16 protein-coding genes are annotated in these 21,752 nt (G+C 62.2%); 15 read left to right on the top strand and 1 reads right to left on the bottom strand.

Features of this window, described 5'->3' with window-relative positions:
• The 13 genes from NFR19_RS05510 to NFR19_RS05450 all read left to right on the top strand — a co-directional run.
• The coding region (locus NFR19_RS05510; RefSeq protein WP_251212789.1) for an InlB B-repeat-containing protein at nt 1-5,541 on the top strand (5,541 nt) is incomplete at its 5' end.
• Between the two features lie 133 nt (nt 5,542-5,674).
• The gene (locus NFR19_RS05505; RefSeq protein ID WP_251212788.1) at nt 5,675-6,382 is read left to right on the top strand and encodes a hypothetical protein; all 708 of its coding nucleotides are present in this window, start codon (nt 5,675-5,677) and stop codon (nt 6,380-6,382) included.
• A 147-nt stretch (nt 6,383-6,529) separates the two neighbouring features.
• Nucleotides 6,530-7,381, top strand: coding sequence for a hypothetical protein (locus tag NFR19_RS05500; RefSeq protein ID WP_251212787.1), 852 nt, complete (start codon nt 6,530-6,532; stop codon nt 7,379-7,381).
• Between the two features lie 25 nt (nt 7,382-7,406).
• Nucleotides 7,407-8,273 carry a hypothetical protein gene (locus tag NFR19_RS05495; protein ID WP_251212786.1) on the top strand — a complete coding sequence of 289 codons (867 nt, stop codon included), beginning with the start codon at nt 7,407-7,409 and terminating at the stop codon, nt 8,271-8,273.
• A gap of 25 nt (nt 8,274-8,298) precedes the next feature.
• Nucleotides 8,299-11,607, top strand: a complete 3,309-nt coding sequence (locus tag NFR19_RS05490) for a hypothetical protein (protein WP_251212785.1) — start codon at nt 8,299-8,301, stop codon at nt 11,605-11,607.
• 68 nt (nt 11,608-11,675) lie between these two features.
• On the top strand, nt 11,676-12,095 hold the full coding sequence (ruvX, locus tag NFR19_RS05485; RefSeq protein ID WP_251212784.1) for a Holliday junction resolvase RuvX: 420 nt from the start codon (nt 11,676-11,678) through the stop codon (nt 12,093-12,095).
• Nucleotides 12,096-12,116: 21 nt separating this feature from the next.
• On the top strand, nt 12,117-13,235 hold the full coding sequence (gene mltG, locus NFR19_RS05480; protein WP_251212783.1) for an endolytic transglycosylase MltG: 1,119 nt from the start codon (nt 12,117-12,119) through the stop codon (nt 13,233-13,235).
• 20 nt (nt 13,236-13,255) lie between these two features.
• The gene (locus tag NFR19_RS05475) at nt 13,256-14,191 is read left to right on the top strand and encodes a shikimate dehydrogenase family protein (RefSeq protein ID WP_251212782.1); all 936 of its coding nucleotides are present in this window, start codon (nt 13,256-13,258) and stop codon (nt 14,189-14,191) included.
• A gap of 3 nt (nt 14,192-14,194) precedes the next feature.
• The gene (aroC, locus tag NFR19_RS05470) at nt 14,195-15,364 is read left to right on the top strand and encodes a chorismate synthase (protein WP_251212781.1); all 1,170 of its coding nucleotides are present in this window, start codon (nt 14,195-14,197) and stop codon (nt 15,362-15,364) included.
• Entirely contained in the window at nt 15,365-15,949 is a 585-nt protein-coding gene (locus NFR19_RS05465; protein ID WP_251212780.1) for a shikimate kinase, read from the top strand.
• A gap of 15 nt (nt 15,950-15,964) precedes the next feature.
• Entirely contained in the window at nt 15,965-17,086 is a 1,122-nt protein-coding gene (gene aroB / locus NFR19_RS05460) for a 3-dehydroquinate synthase (RefSeq protein WP_251212779.1), read from the top strand.
• Complete coding sequence (aroQ, locus tag NFR19_RS05455) at nt 17,087-17,518, top strand: type II 3-dehydroquinate dehydratase (protein WP_251212778.1); 432 nt, start codon at nt 17,087-17,089, stop codon at nt 17,516-17,518.
• On the top strand, nt 17,515-18,276 hold the full coding sequence (locus tag NFR19_RS05450) for a M24 family metallopeptidase (RefSeq protein WP_251212777.1): 762 nt from the start codon (nt 17,515-17,517) through the stop codon (nt 18,274-18,276). The genes aroQ and NFR19_RS05450 overlap by 4 nt, the downstream gene beginning before the upstream one ends.
• A gap of 110 nt (nt 18,277-18,386) precedes the next feature.
• On the opposite strand, the gene NFR19_RS05445 is transcribed toward NFR19_RS05450, so the two are convergent.
• Nucleotides 18,387-19,271: a methionyl aminopeptidase gene (locus NFR19_RS05445; protein ID WP_251212776.1), complete on the bottom strand. Its 885-nt coding sequence runs from the start codon at nt 19,269-19,271 to the stop codon at nt 18,387-18,389.
• A gap of 154 nt (nt 19,272-19,425) precedes the next feature.
• Between NFR19_RS05445 and NFR19_RS05440 the strand changes: the two genes are divergently transcribed.
• Nucleotides 19,426-20,016: a hypothetical protein gene (locus tag NFR19_RS05440; protein WP_251212775.1), complete on the top strand. Its 591-nt coding sequence runs from the start codon at nt 19,426-19,428 to the stop codon at nt 20,014-20,016.
• Nucleotides 20,017-20,042: 26 nt separating this feature from the next.
• Nucleotides 20,043-21,722 carry a ribonuclease E domain-containing protein gene (locus NFR19_RS05435; RefSeq protein WP_251212774.1) on the top strand — a complete coding sequence of 560 codons (1,680 nt, stop codon included), beginning with the start codon at nt 20,043-20,045 and terminating at the stop codon, nt 21,720-21,722.
• The last annotated feature ends 30 nt before the right edge of the window (nt 21,723-21,752 follow it).

Raw genomic sequence — 21,752 nt, 5'->3', positions numbered from 1 at the left:
GCGAGTGTCCAAGACGTTGATGCAACCACCCTTGCTGACTGCACCGGCGTTGAGATCTATGTGCCCTACAACGCAGACGAGACCTACGCATGGCGGGCTGGTGTTCCTGCTACGGGCAACCACCTCATACCGTATGGCGTGAGCATGCCCGATGCACCGCTCGTGCTCAACCAAGACGAGAGCGCAGAGCTTTTGGGAGATACAGGATATCTCAAATCAGAAGGCCGCATCGATGTGCGCTATGCCTATGATGCAGCACCCATCAGCGTGGATCCCTCAACCGGTACCGTCACCGCCAAACAGACCGGCAAGACCACCGTGACCGCACAACTGAGACTGAACGACAAACTGCTCGCGAGCGCATCCCGTGCCGTCATCGTGGCCCTCGCTCCCAAACCAGAAGAGCCAGCAGAGGATGATGCTGAGTCTGGCGAGGGTGACGAAGGAGCAGCCGAAGAAGATGAGCGTGATACATCTGATTCTGATGAAGCTGTTGGTGAAAATGGTGAGACAGAAGAAGAGCTAAAAGTACTGAATACACCAAGCATTTCCTATGGCGAGCAATTGAATATGGAAGGCGATTACTTTGAAGAAGGTCTCTTTGAGGCACAAGAGAAGGTCATCAATAGAACCGTTGCTCTTGCTGATGGGGGCATCAGTCCTATGAGTCTTGAATTGCCTAGTGTTACTGACTACAGCAAGCAGGTTGGTACTGCGGCAAAGGGCATGCTCGTAACATACACTGCAGCTGATCGAACTCTTACGCTGAACTACACTGGCGATTATTACTACGATGGTCATACGAGCGAAACCGCAAGCGAGGGCTCTACTAATCGAGTGTGGCGTCTAACGAATAATAGGATGCAAGCCATACGTCGGGTTGTTGTTAACAACATGTGGGACAAGAATTCCGAGTTCGTGTTCGCGAATATGCCCAATCTCGAGACGATCGAATTCAACGGTACTACAAGACTGGGGTATGGAAACCAAAACAGCGGTGATTATGGTACGGCAAGGCGTATGTTTTGGAATTGTTATTCACTTCGTGTGATACCGAATTTTAGGTACTCTGGGATCAAAACATCAACTGAAATGTTTGGCTTCGATTCTAGCTATCGAAGCACGCTAAGTTCAAACAGCCAACTAGTTAATGGCAAGCTTCTCACTACCTATGAAGGCTCTGACACTACGATCAAAAATGCTCTTAGTGCGGCATCACCCAATGAGATTAGGAGCCTTGTTACTTCTTATCACACGGTTACCTTTGACAATCAAGGCGGTTCCGGTGGGCATCGAACAGCAGGCGAATCGAGTTCATCCAGCACGAAGACCTACACCATTAAAGTTCCGACCGGATCTCCCGTTCCTGAATTGATTGGCACGCCGTCTTATAGTGACTGGAAATTTGCTGGGTATGTCGACAATTTGAATAACTCGCCGAAAGAGTTTGTGCAGTTCAACGGGCAATCGTCAGGCGTGATGGTGGACGGGCATGTTCAGTCGGCTGTCGTTACTTCGGACATGACGCTGAAGGCTTTTTGGTATAAAAATGCTCAATTCTATGGGAATGGGGGCACAATTGAGAATGGACTAACTTGGTATGCGCGCCTTCCGAAGGGCTACACTGTCTCCAAACCGTCAGGTTTCGCCTACGCTTCCTTGCGGAATTATGGTTTTTGGTCTGTTGATACCAGCACAATGTCAACTACCAATCGTATTCAAGCTCCAACTGCAACCCATGCGGATGGGCGGTCGTTCCGGGGATATACCGTTTCAGCGGGTAATGCTACATACCCCAATTTTAGAGACGCTGCTTACTATAACTCGCACCGGGATCCTACCTCTCAGGTGTACGATGAGCCCAAAAATCTCTACGCTATGTGGGGCTACTTCACGCTGAACATATACAGTAATGTGGACTTGACCTGGACCAGTGACCACACGCATCGCGTTGATTGGGCGGGACAATTTCATGGTCCGCGAGAGACGCACTATACAAAAGCTAACTACACTCAGGTTTTTTCGCTTTCGGACGTTTACGGATTTGACAGAGCGACTACAGAACACATCTATGCCCATAATGGTAAGGGTTTTGACCAATGGACAGATGCCAACAATTGGTTCCGTAATCTGCGTGAGGCGTGGTTCACGATGCCTAGCTATCACGCCTTGAAAGAGGTCCGACTTGACGACCCCTCCACGGGAGAGATCGTTCCAATTCATAAGGTCTCGAATTCGTACAATAATATTGTGTTGACGAAGGACACTAATATCTATTTCATCTTCGAGGATAATACTCCCACCGACACTATCAAATGGAAGGCGAACGGGGGTTACCTCAACGGCAACACAGCTACCACCGAGAAGACCGATACGGTCAAGCGCGGTACGAAGGTAACGGCGCCTACGATCGCTCGCGCGAATGCCTCTGACACGCGTCACACCTTCTTGGGGTGGTACAACGGGGATACGAAAGTCTGTGACGCAGGAGGCCAGGTAACGGCCAACGGCAGTGCCACCTACACCGCTAAATGGAAAACGGAATACAAGATAACCTGGAACACGGGTATGAGCGGGGCGTACTGGGTGAATACCGCCAACGCCAACGACAAGTCGAACACGGCCGCCAAAGTGATCTGGGTTGAAGCAGGCAAGGCCGTGGCAAAACCAGGGGCAAACTCGCTCAAGAAAGATGCCATCAACAACGACACGCGCTGGACGTTCCTGAACACCTGGGACAAAACGCCGGTCACGCCAGCCACCGGTCCTGCCACCTACACGGCCAAATGGAAGACGGAATACTACGTTACCTGGAAGCTCGGTGTGGCAGATGCGTATTGGAAGAACAACGGCGACCCATCAAACAAGACGGACAAGGCGGACAAGCACACGTGGGTAGAAAGCGGCAAAAACGCTACGCAACCAGCAACGCCTCAGCGAGATAGCGGTATCGAGTACACCTATTCGTTCAAGTCTTGGGATGGCGGTGCCACCAACGTCACCAGCGCCCGCGATCTCACGGCTTCGTGGAACGTGACGGTGAACAAGTACCAGATCAAGTGGGATGCCAACGGTGGATATTGGAGCGGCAACACAAGCGATACCGGCATTAAGCAGACAACTGATGCGCTGGGTAATACGAAGTGGTCAGGGCCATCAGTTGGCGTACCCGCAAAAGCCCACTACACCTTCCTCGGATGGGCGGAGAGCAAAACGGGCACGCCTTTAAAAGAGATCACGGTCACGAAATCAACCACCTACTATGCTATTTGGGGTGGTTCCTATGCGTCCACCATCGATCCGAACGGTGGCGAGTTCAAAGTGCCGGAGGCAGGGCTTACCGGGCGGACCGCGCAATACATTTGGTACAACTGGTTCGTGATCGGCGATCGTACGCTCAACTTCAACGTGCGCAAGGCAGACGGCACCTTCTCGGATCGCATTCGGATGGATGGCACCAAGATAGAGCGCCCGGGCTACACCTTCTCTCATTGGGAGTGGTCGGGTGGATCAATTGCCCCCACCTCGGGCAGTACCTTAGATGCAGCTCAAGATGGTAAGGGCTCTTCTCCAGGCGCAACCTATAAGGCCATCTGGAAAGAGAACGACGTCACGGTCAAATACCAAGTGGGCACCCGCGGCGGCGGCAGCGTGTCGCGCGCGACCGAGACGGTGAAGGCGGCCACGGGCACGCTGCAAGGGTCGCGGCCTACGCACAACACTGGTTGGCACTTCGTCGGCTGGAACACGAAGGCCGACGGTACGGGCCAGACGCTCTCGACCGACGCCTCGGCAGTGTTCGTGCCCACCAAGCAATCGGTTTCCGGGTGGAGCTACGGACTCAATGTGGCCAACACCTACTACGCCATCTTCGCGCCTAACGGCTACACCATCGAGCTGATGAAGAACGACGGCACCGGAGACGATGGTCACGGCGTAGCGGTCGGCAGCATCTCGGCTGAATACGACACGCCTTGGACGGTGCGCGGGGGCAATGTGCCGAACCGCCGCGGATATTACTTCGTGGGCTGGGACACCAACCCAGACTACGCGGGCATGACGCCGCGCTTCCCGCATGCGCCCGAATCTGATGGCACCTTCCGCGACAAGCAGTTCGGCGAATGGGTTGACGGCGCGTTCACGGGGAACCTGACCACCGCAGAAGATGGTTCGGGCAATGCGGTGCCCACCACGGTCAAGCTCTACGCCATTTGGAACGAGAGCCGCTACACCGTCATCTTCGACGAGAACTGGTCGCAGGCTACCCCCGACGAGACGCGCACGGGCGCAGCTCCGGGCCGACTCGACCCGCTCTATACGGAGAAGGTGACCATCCCGGGCCAGAACGGCATGGCTTGGCAGGGGCACTACTTCGCCGGATGGAATACGCGCGCCGATGGTTCGGGCACTGCGTACAGGACCGGTACGGTTTGCCAGTTCGTGGGCCACACCGACTTCGATGATGCCCACGTGCGGGGTGCGACCGTGCGCCTGTACGCTCAGTGGGAGCCCATCATGTACCTGGTGATGTTCGACGCGAACACCCAAGACGAATGGAGCGTGGTGGCAGGGGATCAGGTGCTCACCCCGCACTGGGGCGACACGGTCACCATCCAGACCGAGTTTGCGCGTCCTGGGTACGAGTTCGTGGGCTGGAGCCACGATCGCATCGTGGCCTCGGATGCGTCCGGCACGCCTTTGGTCGACTACAAGGTGGGCGACACCTTCCGCAACCTGACCGACGAACGCAACAAGATCGTGCAGCTCTACGCGCAATGGAAGGGCGCGCCGTACCAGATCATCTTCGACGCGAACGCTGATGATGAGCACCATGCCGTACCCGGCCCGAGTGGTGCCATGGCACCGCTGGATATGTTCTTAGGCGTGGGACGCGCGCTGCCGAAGAACACTTACGAGTGCCCGGGCTTCTCCTTCAAGGGATGGAACACGGCACCGGATGGCAGCGGGGATGCCTACACCGATACGCAGCTCGTGCAGGATATTCCGGGCATCCACGATGGGAAAGTGACGCTGTACGCGCAGTGGTCGCCGGTGATATCGATGACCTCGCCCATCAATGCGCACATTGAGGTGTACATCGACGGCATGGACGTGAAGGTGGTGGCGGTCAAGCCGGGAAGCCCGCAAGAGGCCATCGAGTCGCACACGCGCGGCAAGCTGTTCGTGGAGACCATGGAGCTTGACCCGAACCTTGACCCAGAAGCGGGCATGGCGCGCATCTTCCCGGTGGACGGGGCGCCCACGCGCGATAGCTGGGAGGATTTCACGCTGGAGTTCACGGCCTTGAACGAGGATACGGGCAAACAGGTGAAGAGCTCCATCGACTTCGGCAACGGCTTCGCGTTCTTGCCAGGCCAGCGCAACAACTACTACGTGCCAGCCTACGACACGGCAACCTCTACGCCGGGGCGCTTGCAATACAAGCTGTCCATGAGCGTGCCCGAAGGTGCGCCTGTGCGCTACAGCGAAGACCCGGTGCAGGTAGGCACGCTCATATTCACCTGTTCATTGGCCGAGTAGGCCACTGGTACGCGAAGCGCTCAGCGGGGCTGCACGGCGGCCCTGTGGCATCGCACTGCCGGGTGCTGGGCGCATCGCGGGACCAACGTATAGGACCACTGTGTAGGACCACGATCAAAGGACTCAACGACTCATGGCACGAAACGACAACAACCAGACAGATCCTCGTCGCGAAGGCAGGCTGCCTTCCGATCGTGCAGCGATGGGCGCTCGGGTGCCCATGGCGCAAACGCCGGGCGCGCCAAGCGCGCGAGCGGCGGCAACCAAGGGCGGCAAAGCGGCCGCTGGTATGCCCGCTGGTGCCGCACAGGCGGCAGGGCAGGCGCCGGGTGCGCAGCGCGGCAACGGTCGTCGCACGGCGCTGATCGTGATCGGGCTGGTGGTGGCCGCCATCGTGATCTGGCTTTTGGTGTGGCTGTTCGCCTGCAACGGATCGAGCCTGTTCGACCCGAACGCGCAGACCGGGCAAGCGCCGTACAAGACCGACGAAGAGATGCAGGCCGAACTTGACCGCGTGGTCGAGGAAGGCATGTTCAACATCTCCATCGCCAGCGTCATCCAGTTCGACAATCCCGGCGCATCCGGCACAGCCTACATCGAGAACGTGCCGGGCAACCGCTATGACATGCGCGTGCAGATCACCGATGACGCCTCGGGGGAGGTGCTCTACGAAAGCGGCGTTTTGAAGCCGAACCAATTCATCGAGGACATCACGCTGACGCGCGAATTGGAACCCGGCATGCACGATGCCACCGCAACGTTTGTCGCCCTTGACCAGACCACCCATGAGGAAACGGGCAAGGCGGCGGCCAAGGTGACGCTGAACGTGCTGGAAGGATAGGTGTTTCGCGGCATGGGAGCCGCTGGACATAAAGCAAGGACAGTAGTTGGGAAACGATGCTCGGGCTCAAGCCAAGCGCATGCGAGCTCTGCGCATCAAACGGTTCGGGTGCCGCCTGTGGCGCTCGGGCACGAAAAGGAGGAAAGCATGAAAAAGGCAAGCAAGCTGATGGGCGCTGTTGGTCTGTCCGCCGCGTTGGCAGTGGGTTGCGCAATGCCTGCGTTCGCCGCCGCTCCCACGTTCGGGGACGACCTGGTGGGCCGCGACAGCAACGGCGACACCGAGATGGCCACAAGCGTTACCCAGAACAAGGGCACCACGGCATCGAACGTGTGGGTGGACACCTACGTGGACAACCTGAGCGTTACCGTGCCGCTGAACGTGAAGGTGGTCACCAAGGCATCGGGCGGCGCGCTCAAGGCCACGCCTTCCACGGGTGTGAAGAACTACAACACCACCGACGGTCTGATCACCACGGGCTATCGCATCGAGAACTACTCGGGTCTCAACGTGAAGGTCATCAATGTGGAGTCCGACGACACCATCGCGGAGAACATGGATGGTGCTGACAAGAAGTGGAACCTGGTGGCTTCCAGCACCGGCGTTGACACGGCTGGGTATTCCATCGTGGGCAAGAAGGGCGACCTGGCCCTGACGCTGGCACCGTCTGCTGCTGCTACGAGCGGCATCACGTGGGGCCCGGGCGGCGCTTCCGCGAACGACCTTGCCACGCTGGTCGACTACAACGAGGGCAACGTCTATGCCGGCACCAGCACACCGGCTGTGGTTGACCTCTTCGGCGCCACCGCCAAGCCCTACTGGGAGATCGCAGCGCGTCAGATCGATGGCACCGATCCCATTCCGGGCATCTTGGGCCTGCAGATCGACGGCAAGAGCTCGCCCATCAACCCCAATTTCAAGAGCGGCCTGACCGACGACGATGGCAATGTGATCGTGGAGAAGGCATTCCAGATCACCTACACCATCGCCGCGGCATAAGCGCACGGGGAAACGGAACGGGTCTATGAGCGCACCTGATATGAGATACGGTCAGCAAGGCCAGCCAGGGACAGGGAGCGCGCCTGCATACGGCGGCGCGCCCGGAGCGGCAACGGGCAGCGTGCGCTCATATGGCATGGGACATGCGGGCGCAGGCGGTTCTGCGCCCGCGCCGGGCGGTGCCGGGCGGGAGGCGTATCAGCCGGGGCCAGGCGGCGGGCCTGAGGCGTATCCGCCCGCGGCGTTTCCGGGTGACCCGCGCTGGCAGCAGCAGGTATCGCAGGCACACCCCGGCAATCCCGGTGCTGGCGGAGGGCCGCCGTTTTACGGGCAGCCTTCCGCGGCGTATCCGGGCACCTACCAGATGCCAGCGACCTCGGTGCCACAGGCGCCGCCGCGCAAGAGCAGGCGCGGCATCGTTGTCGCGCTCGTTGTTGCGCTCGTGGCCATCGTGGTGGCCATATTGCTGGCGCTCACGCTCTGCTCCGACGAGAAGAGCCGACGCCAGGGTGACGCGGGCCAGCTTGAGGGCAAGACCGACGCTGAGATACAGGCCGAACTCGATCGTGTGGTCGAAGAGGGCATGTTCAACATCTCGGTGGCCAGCGTCGTTGAGTTCGAGAACGGCAGCGCCGAGGGCGACCTGCGCATCGAGAACGTGCCGGGCAACCGCTATCTCATGCGCGTGACGCTCGTGCGCAACGACACGGGCGAGCAACTCTATCAGACCGACATCATAGAGCCGGACCACCACATTCAACGCGATGCGCTCGATGTGGTGTTGCCGCAGGGAAGCTATGAGTGCACGGCGCTTTTCGAGGCGCTCGATCCTGAGACCGAAGAGCAGGTGGGACAGGCAGCGGCGGTCATCACCGTGAATGTGCGTTCGTGAGGAACGCGAAGTAAAGGGAAACATCATGGGTATTGGGAAACAGATAAAACGGATGGCGGCAACGCTGCTGGCAGCAGTGCTCGCGGCGAGCATGCTACCCGCGGCTGCTCTGGGCGCTGGCGCGGCGTTCGATAGCGCAGGAGTTGGCGTGGACGATGCGGGCACCACGCAGATGGCGCCTTCGGCGAATAGCGCGGGACAGAGCGTGTCATCGAACGTGTTCGTGGAGGTCGATCAGGATGCTTTCGAGGTGGTGGATCGCTCGCCCGATTACGTGGCAGCGGACGTATCCGCGCTGCTCGGCTTCTACGGCGGACGCATCTGGGTGCAAACGCAGGGCGGCACGAGCCCGCTTTCCGGCACCTGGGATGTGACGCGCGATGGCGTGCCGGTGGGCACGTTCGCGTCCACGCAGGCACCGGATGGCACCTGGGGGCTCGATCTGACCTCTGACGGCGCGGCATCGAGCCTCAAGGTGGAGGCCGACCATCTCTACAGCTGCACGTTCACGGCAACCGACGCGCAGGGGCGCACGGTGTCGGCGTGCGTCACGTTCATGGTGTCGGCGGGTGGCGCGTATGGCGCGAAGACGGTCTACAAGGACCACGACGAGACCTTCGACGGCGTAGCTACGTATACCGAGCCGTCCGTGACCGGCATCATTCACAAGCAGGTGCAGCACCTTGCTGCCACGAAAGCCGAACCGCTCTCTCCGGTCTATGCGGCCCTGATGGCGCAGGCAGCGGCGTATGCCGCCGACACGGGGCGCGATGGTGCCTATGCGATACAGGCTGCATGGAACCTAGAGACGCATTTCACCTTCCCGCAAGCGGGAGACCCCGACCCCTATAAAGGGCGCTTGAGCGTGGTCATCCCGCTGCCAAACACAGGCGATGCGCCTGCGGTGGGCGAGGCGGTGACGGTGTTCGGCTTCGATGGCGCGGGAGCCAAAGAGGTGCGCACGCTGCGGGTTGAGGAAGACGATGCCGGAAACCGCTATGTCAGTTTTGATGACGCGACGCTGGGAGCGTATGCGGTGTGCACCTACATTCCGAAAGGCGCGACCGGCCCCACCGACCCGAACGATCCGACCAAGCCGGGCAACCCGCTGACCGTGCAGGTGACGGGCGTGGTGGACGGCCCGGGCTTCATGAACTACGAGGGCACCTACACCTGGCCGAAGAAGGGCGCCATCCGCTACACGTTCACTCCGGTGGTGCCCGGCGCGGCGCTGTCTCGGGTGGAGGTTGACGTTGATGGGGTCAGCATGACGGTGCCGTCATGGGCGCAACTGGCGGGTTATTACGACCTTGATCTGGAAGGGCTGCCCGAAGGCGCATCGCAGGTGACCATCAGAGCGATTTTCGTGACGACGGGAGGCTCGACCGATCCGGGTGAGCCCGACCCGCCGGTGGTCGATCCGGACGACCCGAACCGTCCGGTCGACCCGAACGACCCGGACGATCCTATGAACAAGGACTGGAAGCTCACCGTGGTCACCGAGGGTAGCGGCAGCGTGCAGGTGAGCGTGGCAGGCGAGTCTGCCAGTGTGCCCTACACGTTTCGCAAAGGTCAGCGCATTGAGCTGACGGCGCTGCCCAGTGACCCTTCGCAGTCTATTGCGTCGGCTACCCTCACCGTCAACGGCGAAGAGATTCCGCTGAACGTGGTTGGCGGCGTGTGCGGCTTTCAGGGGCCCGGTGCCGATGCGGTCGTGCGCATCGTGTTCTCCGGCGAGCCTGAGCCGCCCGTGGTAAACCACACGGTCACCGTGCGCGTGGAGGGAGGCCACGGTTCGGTGGACGAGCTGTTCGCGGGCGCTGCGAGCACCATCGAGGCGGTCAAGAGCGTGGCCCCTGGCGTGCCCGCCACCTTCTCGCTTTTCCCTGAAACGGGGTATGCGCTCTACACGGTGCAGGAGGGCACGACCGATGTGGGCGCCTACGCGCATGCGGTTGCGGGTGGCTACAGCCTTTCGGTGCCCGATGTGGGGCGCGATCGCGTGATCGTGGTGCGCTTCACGAAGGCGGGAGAAGAGCTGCCGCCGGTGGTGGTGCCGGGTACTTTCGTCACCATCAACGTGGCGGTGGAGGCTGTGGACGGGCTTGCATCTTCCTCACTGCCCAGCGTGACCCCGCAAAGCGTGTCGGTTCCCAAGGGCGCTGGATACGACTTCTACGTGATCCCGGCGTCTGCGGGCGATGCGGAGCTGGCATTCGTGCGCGCGAAGGGGGATGCCGATCTGACCTGGCGCGATATCACCAAGCAGGCATCGTGGGTGGTGTGGCCCACCGATGCTGCGACGGGCTATTGGTTGCTCAAGGTGGAAGGGGTGAACTCCGACACGCAGGTGCGCGTGGGATTCAGGCCACTTGAAGAGGGCGAGGATCCGCGACCGCCCACCAGAACGCGCAACATCACCATCAACGTGGTGGGCGATGAGTGGGGTGCGGTGTTCCCGAACACGGTAGGCAAGCCGCCGCTCAAGGTGCCGGTCGGCAAGACCATCGTGGTCACGGTGGTGACCAAGGAAGGCTACCACTACGAGGTGCGCCGGGCTGACGATGTGCGCAGTGACGCGGCGGCATCCGCTGGCACTGCGGGCGATATTGCGGCCGTGGCGCCTACCGCCAATGCGGCGGGCAACGACAAGACCTCAACGGAGATCATCGGAGGCTCGGGGGACGAGGACGAGAACTGGGAGTTCGTCTTCGGGCCGAACGGCGGCTCGTCAAGCTCGTCTTCCTCGTCAAGTTCGGCCGGGTCGTCCTCGGGCAGCAGCGCCGGGTCATCTTCGGGGTCATCGTCCGGCAGCAGCGCCGGGTCTTCGGGCGGCTCATCAGGTGGCAACCAGGGCGGCTCGTCGGGTGGCGATATTGGCGGCATCAAGGATCCTTCCGGGCGCCCCACGGTGACGCCTATCGTGGTGGCCGATGGAGCTGGGCGCACGCACGGGCGCATCACGCCGTCGCAGCCGTTCACGGTGGCGCGCGGTGGCAGCGCATCGCTCGCGTTCTCGGCTGATGCGGGGTATCGGGTGGTGCGCGTGGAGGTCAACGGGCAGCGCATCAGCGATTATGCGTTGACAGGCTGCGTTCTGCGCAACATCCAGCGCGATACCACGGTGCGCGTGACCTTCGCCGCCCGCGCCGAGACGGACAGCCTTGCCGAGCCGGGGCGCACCGTGCATCGGTTGCGTTCGCTGGCGAAAACGGGCGACCTCACGCCGCCCGCTATTACGTGCCTTGCCGGGGTAGCATGCGCGGCAGCAGGTGTTGCGTTCCTGTTGGCAGCGCGCAGGCGCCGCACGAAGCAGGAGGCGCCGGAGGTCTAAGGTACTATCCGCCGCCTCGGCGCGGTTTCTTCTGGCATCTTCGGCCCGCTTGGACCATAATGCGACCTATGAGGGTAATGGCGCTCGACATAGGGGAGAAACGCGTTGGGGTGGCAATAAGCGACCCGCTAGGGCGCGTTGCCTCGCCCGTCTGCGTGCTGCCGTTTCCCGAGGTGATATCGGCTGCGAAAAGCTGGCGGCGCGTCCTTGAAGATTGGGAGCCCGAAGCGCTGCTGTGCGGTCTGCCGCTCACCTTGGCAGGCGAGGAAGGCCCTCAGGCCGAGCGCATCAAAGCGGCGGCGCGCGCTATTGCGCAGGCGGCTGATGTACCCCTGCATTTCGCCGATGAGCGCCTCAGTTCCGCCGAGGCCAAGCGCAGCTTGCGAGATTTGGGCTATGACGAAGCGCGAATGCGCGGTAAAATCGACATGGTGGCCGCTAGCCTGTTCTTGCAGGCATGGCTGGACGCCCGCAACACGCAACAGTAACGCAACACGAAAGGCGGCACCGTGGCACTTCGTCAGCGGCAGGTCCCCATCTCATCGAAGAACAGCTTCTCGGCGCAACGAGCGCATGCGCGCGCCAGTCAAGAGTTCAGAACCTACGACACCAGCGCCATCAAGCCCAAGCGCTCGAAGGCGCCGTTCATCATCGCGGCTCTTATCGCCGTCATCGCGGTGGCGGCCATCGTCTTCGTGGTCATCAGCTGCCAAGCGCACCCCGAAGGGTCGCTGCCAGCCGACCAAGAGGCCGTTGTGGTGGTCGAGCAGGGGGAGTCTGCCTCGCAAGTGGCGGCAACGCTGGTCGATGAGGGTCTCATCGGCACTGCGGATGTGTTCGTCAACCTGGTGAAGGAGAAGAATGCCGCATCCGCCATCATCCCGGGCAGCTACCTGTTCAAGGGCAAAACTCCGGTGGAGGACATTCTGAGCGCGCTCATGGCTGGCCCGGCATCCACCGCCGATACGCTTACCGTGCCGGAAGGCTATATCCGCACTGCCATCGCCGAAGAGGTGCAGCGCGTCACGAACGGCCGCATCTCCATGGGCGATTTCATGAACGCCACGGAAAACGCCGCCACCTATGCGGCGGAGTTCCCCTTCCTTGAGGAAGCGGGCACCAACAACCTGGAAGGCTTCCTGTTCCCGAAGACCTACGCCATCACCGCTACCGATACCGCCCAGAGCGTCGTGAAGATGATGCTCGCGCAATATCAAGCGGAAACGGCGGGGCTCGATTGGGCGTATCCGGAGGAAGCCGGTCTCAACCATTACCAGGCGCTCATCCTGGCTTCCATCGTCGAGAAGGAATCCAACCCCGACAACATGGCCACGGTGGCATCCGTGTTCTACAACCGCCTGGCATCCGACCGGCCGTATCTGGAGTCCGACGCCACTACCGCCTACGAGGTGGGCCACGATCCGTCGGGCGAAGAGGTGCATGCGAACACCCCGTACAGCACCTACACCAATGCCGGGCTGCCGCCCACTCCTATTTGCAACCCGTCGCTCAAGGCGCTGCAAGCCGTATGCACGCCCGAGCAGACCGACTACATGTACTTCTATTCCGGCGGCGGCGAATACACGTTCAGCGTGACCTACGAGGATCACCAGAGCACCTACAGTTGATCCGGAGCGCGCGAAGCAGTATGACCGAGCATCTCTACATAGTGGGCCACCCTGTTGCGCACTCGAAGTCTCCCGCCATGTACAACGCGGCGTATGGGGCTTTGGGGCTTGATTGGGAATACGGGTTCGCCGATCTGGCGCAGGCCGACGAGGCGCAGCGCTTCTTGGAGGCGCGTGCCTTTCTTGCCGTGAACGTGACCACTCCGTGGAAGCCGCTGGCGTATGCGACAGCCGACGTGACGGCGGCCACGGCCAAGCTGGCCGCGGGAGCCAATGTGCTCGTGCGCGCCTCGGATCGGTTGCTCGCCTACAACGTGGACGGGCAAGGGTGCGTTGACTATCTGCTGCGCGAAGGCGTGCGCATCACAGGCGCGAAGGTGGCCATTTGCGGCACGGGGCCCACCGCGGTGTCCATCATGCACGAATGCGTGCAAATGGGTGCGCAGCGCGTGGTGCTGCTCGGGCGCGACAAGGACAAGGCGCGCACGGTGGTGAACCAGTATTTGGAGACGTATCGCGACCTGCTTGCCACCGCGGTCATGCTGCCGGGCTCGGCGGCTGGGCGGCTCGGTTTCGACGAAGCGTATGAGCAGGCGGAGCTGCTGTTCGGCAGCTACGACACCTCCACCCAGGCGATCGCGGCGTCAGATGTCATCGTGGATGCCACGCCGCTCGGCATGACGCCGGGCGATCCTGCTCCCTTCGACACGGCGCTGATCGGGTCCGATCAAGTGGTCTTCGACACGGTGTACGGCCATGGGCTAACAGCTCTCATGCAAGCTGCGCGCAAGGCGGGCGCGCGCGCCTTTGACGGGCGCGGCATGTTGGTGGCGCAGGCGGTGGCTACCGCGGGCATCGTGTGCGACGTGCAGGGGGTTGAGCTACCCTACACCTTCGAGCAGCTTTTCATGCTGATGGCGAACGCGGCAGGGTTCACCTTCGACCAAAAGGAGTAGCAGATGCAGTATCTGACAGCGGGAGAGAGCCATGGCCCTGAGCTGACCACCATCGTCAGCGATGTGCCTGCGGGCATCCCGGTGGATATAACGAACATCAACACCGATCTGCGGCGGCGCCAGGGAGGCTACGGGCGCGGAGACCGCCAGAAGATCGAGCGCGATCAGGCGGTGGTCACCTCAGGCGTGCGCTTCGGGCGCACGACGGGCGCGCCGGTCAGCATCACCGTGCAGAACCGTGACTGGGAGAACTGGCATGAGCGCATGGCGCATTTCGGGCGTCCGCCAGCCGATCTGCATCGCGAGGTGACGCCGCGCCCCGGTCATGCCGACCTGGTGGGCGTGCTGCGCACGAACCAGGACGACTGTCGCAACATCCTCGAGCGCTCGAGCGCGCGCGAGACGGCGGCGCGCGTGGCGGCTGCGGGCATCGCGAAGGAATTCCTGGCGGAGCTTGGGGTTGAGGTCTACAGCTATGTCACGTCGGTCGGCGATGTGGCGCTGCCGGAGGGCTATGCGCTCGAGGGTGACGCGGCGGAGGTGCAGATGGGCATCGAGATGTCTGCCCTGCGCTGTCCGGATGCCGACACCACCGAGCGCATGAAGGCGGCCATCGATGCGGCGCGCGATGCGGGCGAGAGCCTGGGCGGCACGTTTTGCGTGGTGGCAACCGGTGTGGTGGCGGGCCTTGGCAGCCACGTGGCAGGCCCCGAGCGTCTGACCAGCCAGCTTGGCGCGGCGCTGTTCAGCATTCCCGCCATCAAGGGCGTGGAGTTCGGGCTGGGGTTTCAGGCGGCCGCGCTGCCGGGCAGCCGCGTGCATGACGGCATCGTGCTCGACGGCAGCACGTTCACGCGCACCAGCAACAACGCGGGCGGCCTGGAAGGCGGCATGACCACCGGCATGCCCGTGGTGGTGCGCGCAGCTATGAAGCCCATACCTACGCTGATGAACCCGCTGCAAACGGTCAATCTGGATACGCTCGAAGTGGAAGAGGCATCGCGCGAGCGCAGCGATGTGTGCGCCGTGCCAGCAGCGGCGGTCGTGGCAGAGGGCGAGGTGGCGTTCGTGTTGGCCAACGCCTACCAGCGCGCGTTCGGCAGCACGTCTCTGGCTGACATCAAGGCCAACATCGCCAGCTACACGCATCGGCTCGACACGATGGGCCGCTAAGTGGCGCGCCGCAGCGGACAGTCATCTCCCAAACGACCGCACCGCCTGCACCGCAGCGTGTATCTGATCGGGTTCATGGGTGCTGGCAAGTCCACCGTGGCGCGTCGTCTTTCGCGCATGTGCGGCCTTGCGAGCATCGACATGGATTCCTATATCGAACGGCTGGCGGGCATGCCCATTCCTCAGATCTTCGAGGAAAGCGGCGAAGAGGGGTTTCGCCGTATGGAGACTCAAGCGCTGCGCGATATTGCCGCCATGGAGCCCATGGTGGTCTCGTGCGGGGGAGGCGTGGTGACGCGTCCGGAGAACATCGCCCTCATGAGCGCGCACGGCACGGTCGTTCATTTGCGGGTCACCGCCGATCAGGCCGCGGCGCGCATCAGCGACACCTCGTCGCGCCCGCTCTTCCAAGACCTGGCGGCGGCCCGTGCGCGCCTGGAAGAGCGGCTTCCCGCCTATGAGGCGGCGGCGGATCTGACCATAGAAACAGGAGGGCGCAGCGTGGGCGCTATCGCGCATGAGGTGCGCCGAGCGCTCGAGCGGCGCGGCGTGCTTGAGCGCCTTGACGCGAGCAGCGTGGCTTGAAAGGAAGGTGATCGCGTGGCAGCAACGCGCGTGGAGGTGAACATTCCCGGGGAGGCGCCCTACGACGTGCGCATCGGCGATGAGGTGCTCGACGGCATTGGCGCGTGGTGCCAGCGCACGGCAGCACTTGCGTACGCGCCGCAGGTGCTCGTCATCAGCGACGAGAACGTGGCGCCGCTGTATCTGGCGCGGGCGAAGGCATCGCTTGAGCGTGCGGGCTTCAAGGTGCCCGACATCGTGGTGCCCGCGGGCGAATCCTCGAAGAGCGTCGAGGTCGTCTCAGAGCTGTGGGAGGCCATGGCCGCTCTGGGGCTGACGCGCGATTGTGCGGTGCTGGCCCTGGGCGGCGGTGTGGTAGGAGACCTGGCGGGGTTTGCGGCATCCACCTTCATGCGCGGCATCACGGTGGTGCAGGCGCCGACCACCTTGCTCGCCATGGTGGACTCGTCGGTGGGAGGCAAGACCGGCATCAACCTTGAGGCGGGGAAGAACCTGGTGGGCACGTTCTGTCAGCCGTCGTATGTGTGCGCGAGCACGGATTGTCTGGCAACGCTGTCCGAGCGCGAATGGCGGTGCGGATGTGCCGAGGTGGCGAAGAGCGCTGTGGTCGATTCGGACGACTTCTTCTTCTGGTTGGCAGAGAACGCACCAGCGCTGATGGCTCGCGATACCGAGGTGGCCACGCAGGCTATCGCGCGGTGCGTGGTGTTCAAGGCCGATGTGGTGGCGCAGGATAAGACGGAGAGCTGCGGGGTGCGCGAGTGTCTGAATTACGGGCATACGCTCGCCCATGCCATCGAGAAGCTGTCGGGGTACGGCACGTTCTCGCATGGGGCGGCGGTGGCCGAGGGCATGCGCTTCGCTGCAGCATTGGCGCATGAGCTGGTGGGCGCAAGCCTCGATTTCGTGAACGCGCAAGCCGACCTGCTCGATGCGCTGGGGCTGCCGCGGCTGCCATGGACGGCCGATCCGGCGGCAGCGCTTGACGCCATGAAGCGCGACAAGAAGGCGCGCGCGGGTCAGGTGCGCTTCGTGCTGCTGCGCGATGTGGGCGATTGGGAGATCTGCGAGGTTGACGACGACGTCATACTGGCTCAGCTTCAGGCGTGGAACGCCTCGGCGCCGAAGGAGGCATGAATGAAGCGCATCTTACTGATGAACGGGCCCAACTTGAACATGCTGGGCATTCGCGAACCGGGCATCTACGGCACCGATAGCCTTGCCAGCATCGAGCGCGAGTTCTGCGAGCATGCGGCGGCGCGCGGGGCGATGGCCGAGTGCTTTCAGAGCAACCACGAGGGCGCGCTGATCGATCGGCTCCATGCGGCTCACGGGCGCTTCGACGGCATCGTGTACAATCCGGGTGCGCACACCCACTACAGCTACGCGCTGCGCGATGCCGTGGCAGCTATCGACGTGCCGGTGGTGGAAGTGCACATATCCGATATCACGAGCCGCGAGGAATTCCGCCGGGTCTCGGTGATCGAGCCTGAATGCGTGGCGCAGATCAGCGGGCGAGGCCGCCAAGGCTACCTGGACGCGCTCGATCTTCTTTTGGAGGACGCATGACATACGCACAGCCGACCACGCTGAAAGAACGCATCGTGCATGCTGCGCGCGCGCTCGAAGTTGAGTTGCGCGCGGTCAAGAGCATGGACGAGATAGAGCGGATCATGGCGGCGCAGGCTATCACCGATGCGGCGTTCGCCCAGTTGGTGCCGCAGCTGCATGAAGGCATGACCGAGCGCGAAGCGGCCCATCTGCTCGATGATGCGCTGTTCGACCTGGGCGCTGACGAACTGGCGTTTCCCACCATCGTGGGCACCGGCGCTAATGGCGCCAACCCGCATGCGGTGCCGGGAGACCGGCCGTTCGAGCGCGGACAGTGCGTGGTGATCGATTTTGGCGCCAAGAAGGATGGCTACTGCTCTGACATGACGCGCACGGTCTTCATAGGCGAGCCGACCGGGCGCATGGCGGACGCGTGGCGCACCATGCGCCTTGCCAACGAGGAAGCCGCCGAGGCGGTGCGCCCGGGCATCACGGGCCGGGCGGTGCATATGGTGGCCGAGCAGGTGCTCATCGAAGGCGGCTTCGGGGAGTGCATGCCGCATGGCCTTGGCCATGGGGTGGGTCTGGATATCCATGAGCAGCCGGTGCTCAATCGCCGCTTCGATCGGCCGCTGCGCGTGGGTCATGTGATCACCATAGAGCCGGGCATCTATCTGCCGGGCCAGTTCGGCATGCGTCTTGAGGATATGGGCGTGGTCACCGAGAGCGGTTTCGTGAAGCTGACCGCCGCCGACCACGAACCGATCGTCATCTGATCAGGCAAGAGCGCACTGGCCTTGCGGCACGCTCGCGCAGCTGACGTGAGCGCGGAGCGCAACATGCGCAATGCAGAGCATGCGCAAAAAAATACTCAGGCGCCCCTTCGCTACCAGCTCAGCAGTTCGTAGCCTTCGTCGGTGACCACGATCTGCACCTCCCATTGGGCGGTCAGCTTCCCGTCGGCGGTGCGCACGGTCCAGCCGTTCGGGTCGCTCATGTCGATGCGGTGCTTGCCCATGTTGATCATCGGCTCGATGGTGAACATGAGCCCGGGCACCAGGATGGGCCCGGTACCTGCGCGCGTGACGAAGCTAACGAAGGGCTCTTCGTGGAACTCCAAGCCAATGCCATGCCCGCCGAACTCGCGCACGACAGAATAGCCGTGGGCCTTCGCGAACTTGTTGATGGCTGCGCCGATATCGCCCAAGTGCCTCCACGGTTTCACGGCGGCCAAGCCCACCTCGACCGCTTCTTTGGTCACCTTGACCAGCTCAGCTGCCTCAGGCGACACCTCGCCGATCATGAACATGCGCGACGAATCGCTGAAGTAGCCGTCCTTGATGGTGGAGCAATCCACATTCACGATATCGCCCGCGGCCAGCACTTGGTCAGGGTCGGGGATGCCATGGCAGACCACTTCGTTCACGCTGGTGCACACGCTCTTCGGAAAGCCCTCGTAGTCGAGCGGAGCGGGAATGGCGCCATGCTCGAAGGTGTAGTCGTGGACCCATTGATCGATCTGCTCGGTGGTCACGCCTGGGGCGATGTGCTCGGCAACGTAGTCGAGCACGCCGATGTTGACCGCCGCAGAGCGCTTCACGCCTGCGATGTCCTCGGGGGTTTTCAGCAAGCTGCGCGGCGGCACCTCTTCGCCCGCGTTGGCCAGCGCTTCCAGCCGCTCGTCGAAGTCGGCATGGCACTTCTTGTACTTGCGCCCGCTGCCGCACCAGCATTCATCGTTGCGCCCAAGATGGGGACCGCCGTCATACATCTGCTTTCTCCTGCGTCGGAATGGTTTTTGGGTCATTCTACACCACCTGACGCACGCCAACCGGATACCGAACATCCATTTGCATCTATCCTGCGCATTTTGTTATTATGGGAATATTCTCAAACTGTAGCTAAAACGATTAAGGAGAATGAGGATGCTGTATCAAGGCGATGCGCATCATTACCGCGCGATGATAAAGCGCAAGCAGCGCAAACAACGTGCTCTTGGTTCTGCCCTTGTCACCCTTTCCATAGCGCTCATGTTCTACGCTATTCCGTGTTTCGCGGTCAGCGTGTTCGACTATGACGATCAGGTGCCGGGCGGCATCGCATTCTCTTCTTCGGTGAACGACCACGACGGTTCCACGGTACCGGCGGTTGCGCAGGCAACGGCCGAACCTGCCGAGGGCGCTGCCGCAGCGAATGCGGCATCCACCGCCGCTGCGGTCGTCATGAGCGAGACCATCGGGCCTGCCATGCTCTCCAACGATGCTGCGGTCGATTCCGCCATCAAGCGCGCCGAGGCAATGCAAGTGGTCACCTCCGCGCAGAACACCATGGTGACGGCGCAGGCGGTGCCCGAGGCTCCCGTCGAGCAGCCCGACCGCAACCTCGTGCCCGCGCTGGTAGCGTTCTTCATGGCCGTTGTTTGCGCTATACTGGGCCTACGTATGATCACGCACAGCAGGCAGATGCTGGGAAGGCGCATCACGGCCGAATACGGCAGCGCCCTTCGCGCCTGCTAGCTGCGCGCTAGGGTAGGGGATATTTTATGAGCGACGCCGGACGCGACGATTCAATTTCCATCGGCGATCTTTTTGCCGCGCTGGGGACCACTTCCGCAGAAGAGAAGGCCCCCGCAGCGAAGAGCACGCAGACAGCCGCCGCATCGGCCCGCGCCGCGAGCCGTACGGCAAGCGATCATGACGACACGGATGGCGAATCGGATGTCATAGACGTCATGTCCGCGTTGGGCATCACGCCGAATGCGGATATGCGGTCGTCGGTTGCCAGCACGCGTGAGCGTCAAGCGCGCTCTACGCAGCGCGAAGAGCAGATTCGCGAACAGCAGATCCGCTCACAGCAGTGGCAGCGCGAATTGGAAGAACAGCAGCGTCGTCGTCAGATGCAAGCTGCCCGCGAGGCTGAGGTGGAAGAGCCGGTGGTGGAAACGCCGCCGCGCAAGAACGGGTTCGGTGAGGACACCACCCGTATTGCGGAACCGTCGTTTTTGGATAAGCGCGACGCGCCTGAGTCGTTCGCTGCGGCTCATACCGTGGATCTTCAAGCAAAGGCGCAGAAGGCCGCCGCTCAGGCCGAGACACAGCCGAGCGCGGTGGCGGCAACGCCAGCACAGCCTGAGCTGGTCGCAGCACCAGCATCGCCAGAAATCACCCAAGAGGTGCCGGTTGACGCGGCTGCCTCTTCACAGAGCGAACCTGCTCCTGCGGTAGCGGTCGAGCAGCCCGCTGCTGCCATGGCGCAGACGCCCGTGCAGCCCGATCAGCAAGTGACCATTCCGGTGGAGGCTCCGTCGGCCACACCGCAGGCGGCGGTTGAAGAGCCCGCTTCTGGTGTGATCAAGCCTATCTCCGAGTCAGCCGCGGCAGCTACCGCGCAGCAGACGACGTCACCGGCCGCACAGGCGCCGCACGCAGCTGTACCTGCTGTACAACAAGCAGCCGAGGTGCAGCAGACACCGGCAGCCCAGCTGCAACCAGCACGGTCAACGCAGGTCATCGCGCCCATTTCGCAATCGAAGGCGTTCGATGACGTTGTTCCGGCAACGGCTGCTCCGGCTGTGCAGCAGCGTCCTTCCATACAGCAGCCCGCCGCACCGCTGGCGGCACCCATGCCCTTGGAGGCTCCGGTGCCTGAGCCTGTTGCGGTGCCGGTGCAACCCAAGAAGGAAAAGCACGGCGTCAACAAGGGCAATGTGCTCGGCATCATCCTGATCGTGATCGCGCTGGTGTGCGCGGCGCTCACTATCATGCTTCTCACGGGAACCATCGATGCCACCACGTTCACCAACTTGACGAATAGGAACATCAGCAGCACCGAGCAGCTGGAGTCGTCAGCGACGGTGTTCGATGAGGGATCCAGTTCGTCTGCGAACGAGGCTACCGAGACGCATGCGGTCTATGGGTATGTGGTTCGCGGCACTGATGGGGCTACGCATCAGGCAACCGAGACGGCTACGTTTGCCGCTGATGGCCGTCTGCTCTCCAGTAGCATCGTGATCGACGCGCCCGATGCAACGCAGGCGCAAAGCCTGTTGGATCAGCTGAAGAGCGATTTTGGGGATGCGGTGGCTGATGCGGGGCTGCGCGATGGCGAGGTGTACCTCACGGTCAATATCGATCGCGACGATCTGGATGTGGATTCCTATACCGAACTGCTCTCGTCGAACATGGCTGAGTTCAAAGTGATCGAGACGGGCGTCACCAAGTAATCATTGAATTAGCGCGCCGGGGTGTGTGCG

It is taken from the genome of Adlercreutzia murintestinalis, assembly GCF_943192905.1.
GTDB classification, from domain to species: Bacteria; Actinomycetota; Coriobacteriia; order Coriobacteriales; family Eggerthellaceae; genus Adlercreutzia_A; species Adlercreutzia_A murintestinalis.
The sequence above is the reverse complement of the archived record's forward strand: the minus strand, read 5'-3'. Positions and strand labels throughout refer to the sequence as shown.

Coding starts and splice junctions, on each gene's coding strand:
- NFR19_RS05505 (WP_251212788.1), top strand. CDS start 5,675: ATGGCACGAAACGACAACAACCAGACAGATCCTCGTCGCGAAGGCAGG.
- NFR19_RS05500 (WP_251212787.1), top strand. CDS start 6,530: ATGAAAAAGGCAAGCAAGCTGATGGGCGCTGTTGGTCTGTCCGCCGCG.
- NFR19_RS05495 (WP_251212786.1), top strand. CDS start 7,407: ATGAGCGCACCTGATATGAGATACGGTCAGCAAGGCCAGCCAGGGACA.
- NFR19_RS05490 (WP_251212785.1), top strand. CDS start 8,299: ATGGGTATTGGGAAACAGATAAAACGGATGGCGGCAACGCTGCTGGCA.
- ruvX (WP_251212784.1), top strand. CDS start 11,676: ATGAGGGTAATGGCGCTCGACATAGGGGAGAAACGCGTTGGGGTGGCA.
- NFR19_RS05475 (WP_251212782.1), top strand. CDS start 13,256: ATGACCGAGCATCTCTACATAGTGGGCCACCCTGTTGCGCACTCGAAG.
- aroC (WP_251212781.1), top strand. CDS start 14,195: ATGCAGTATCTGACAGCGGGAGAGAGCCATGGCCCTGAGCTGACCACC.
- aroQ (WP_251212778.1), top strand. CDS start 17,087: ATGAAGCGCATCTTACTGATGAACGGGCCCAACTTGAACATGCTGGGC.
- NFR19_RS05450 (WP_251212777.1), top strand. CDS start 17,515: ATGACATACGCACAGCCGACCACGCTGAAAGAACGCATCGTGCATGCT.
- NFR19_RS05445 (WP_251212776.1), bottom strand. CDS start 19,271: ATGTATGACGGCGGTCCCCATCTTGGGCGCAACGATGAATGCTGGTGC.
- NFR19_RS05440 (WP_251212775.1), top strand. CDS start 19,426: ATGCTGTATCAAGGCGATGCGCATCATTACCGCGCGATGATAAAGCGC.
- NFR19_RS05435 (WP_251212774.1), top strand. CDS start 20,043: ATGAGCGACGCCGGACGCGACGATTCAATTTCCATCGGCGATCTTTTT.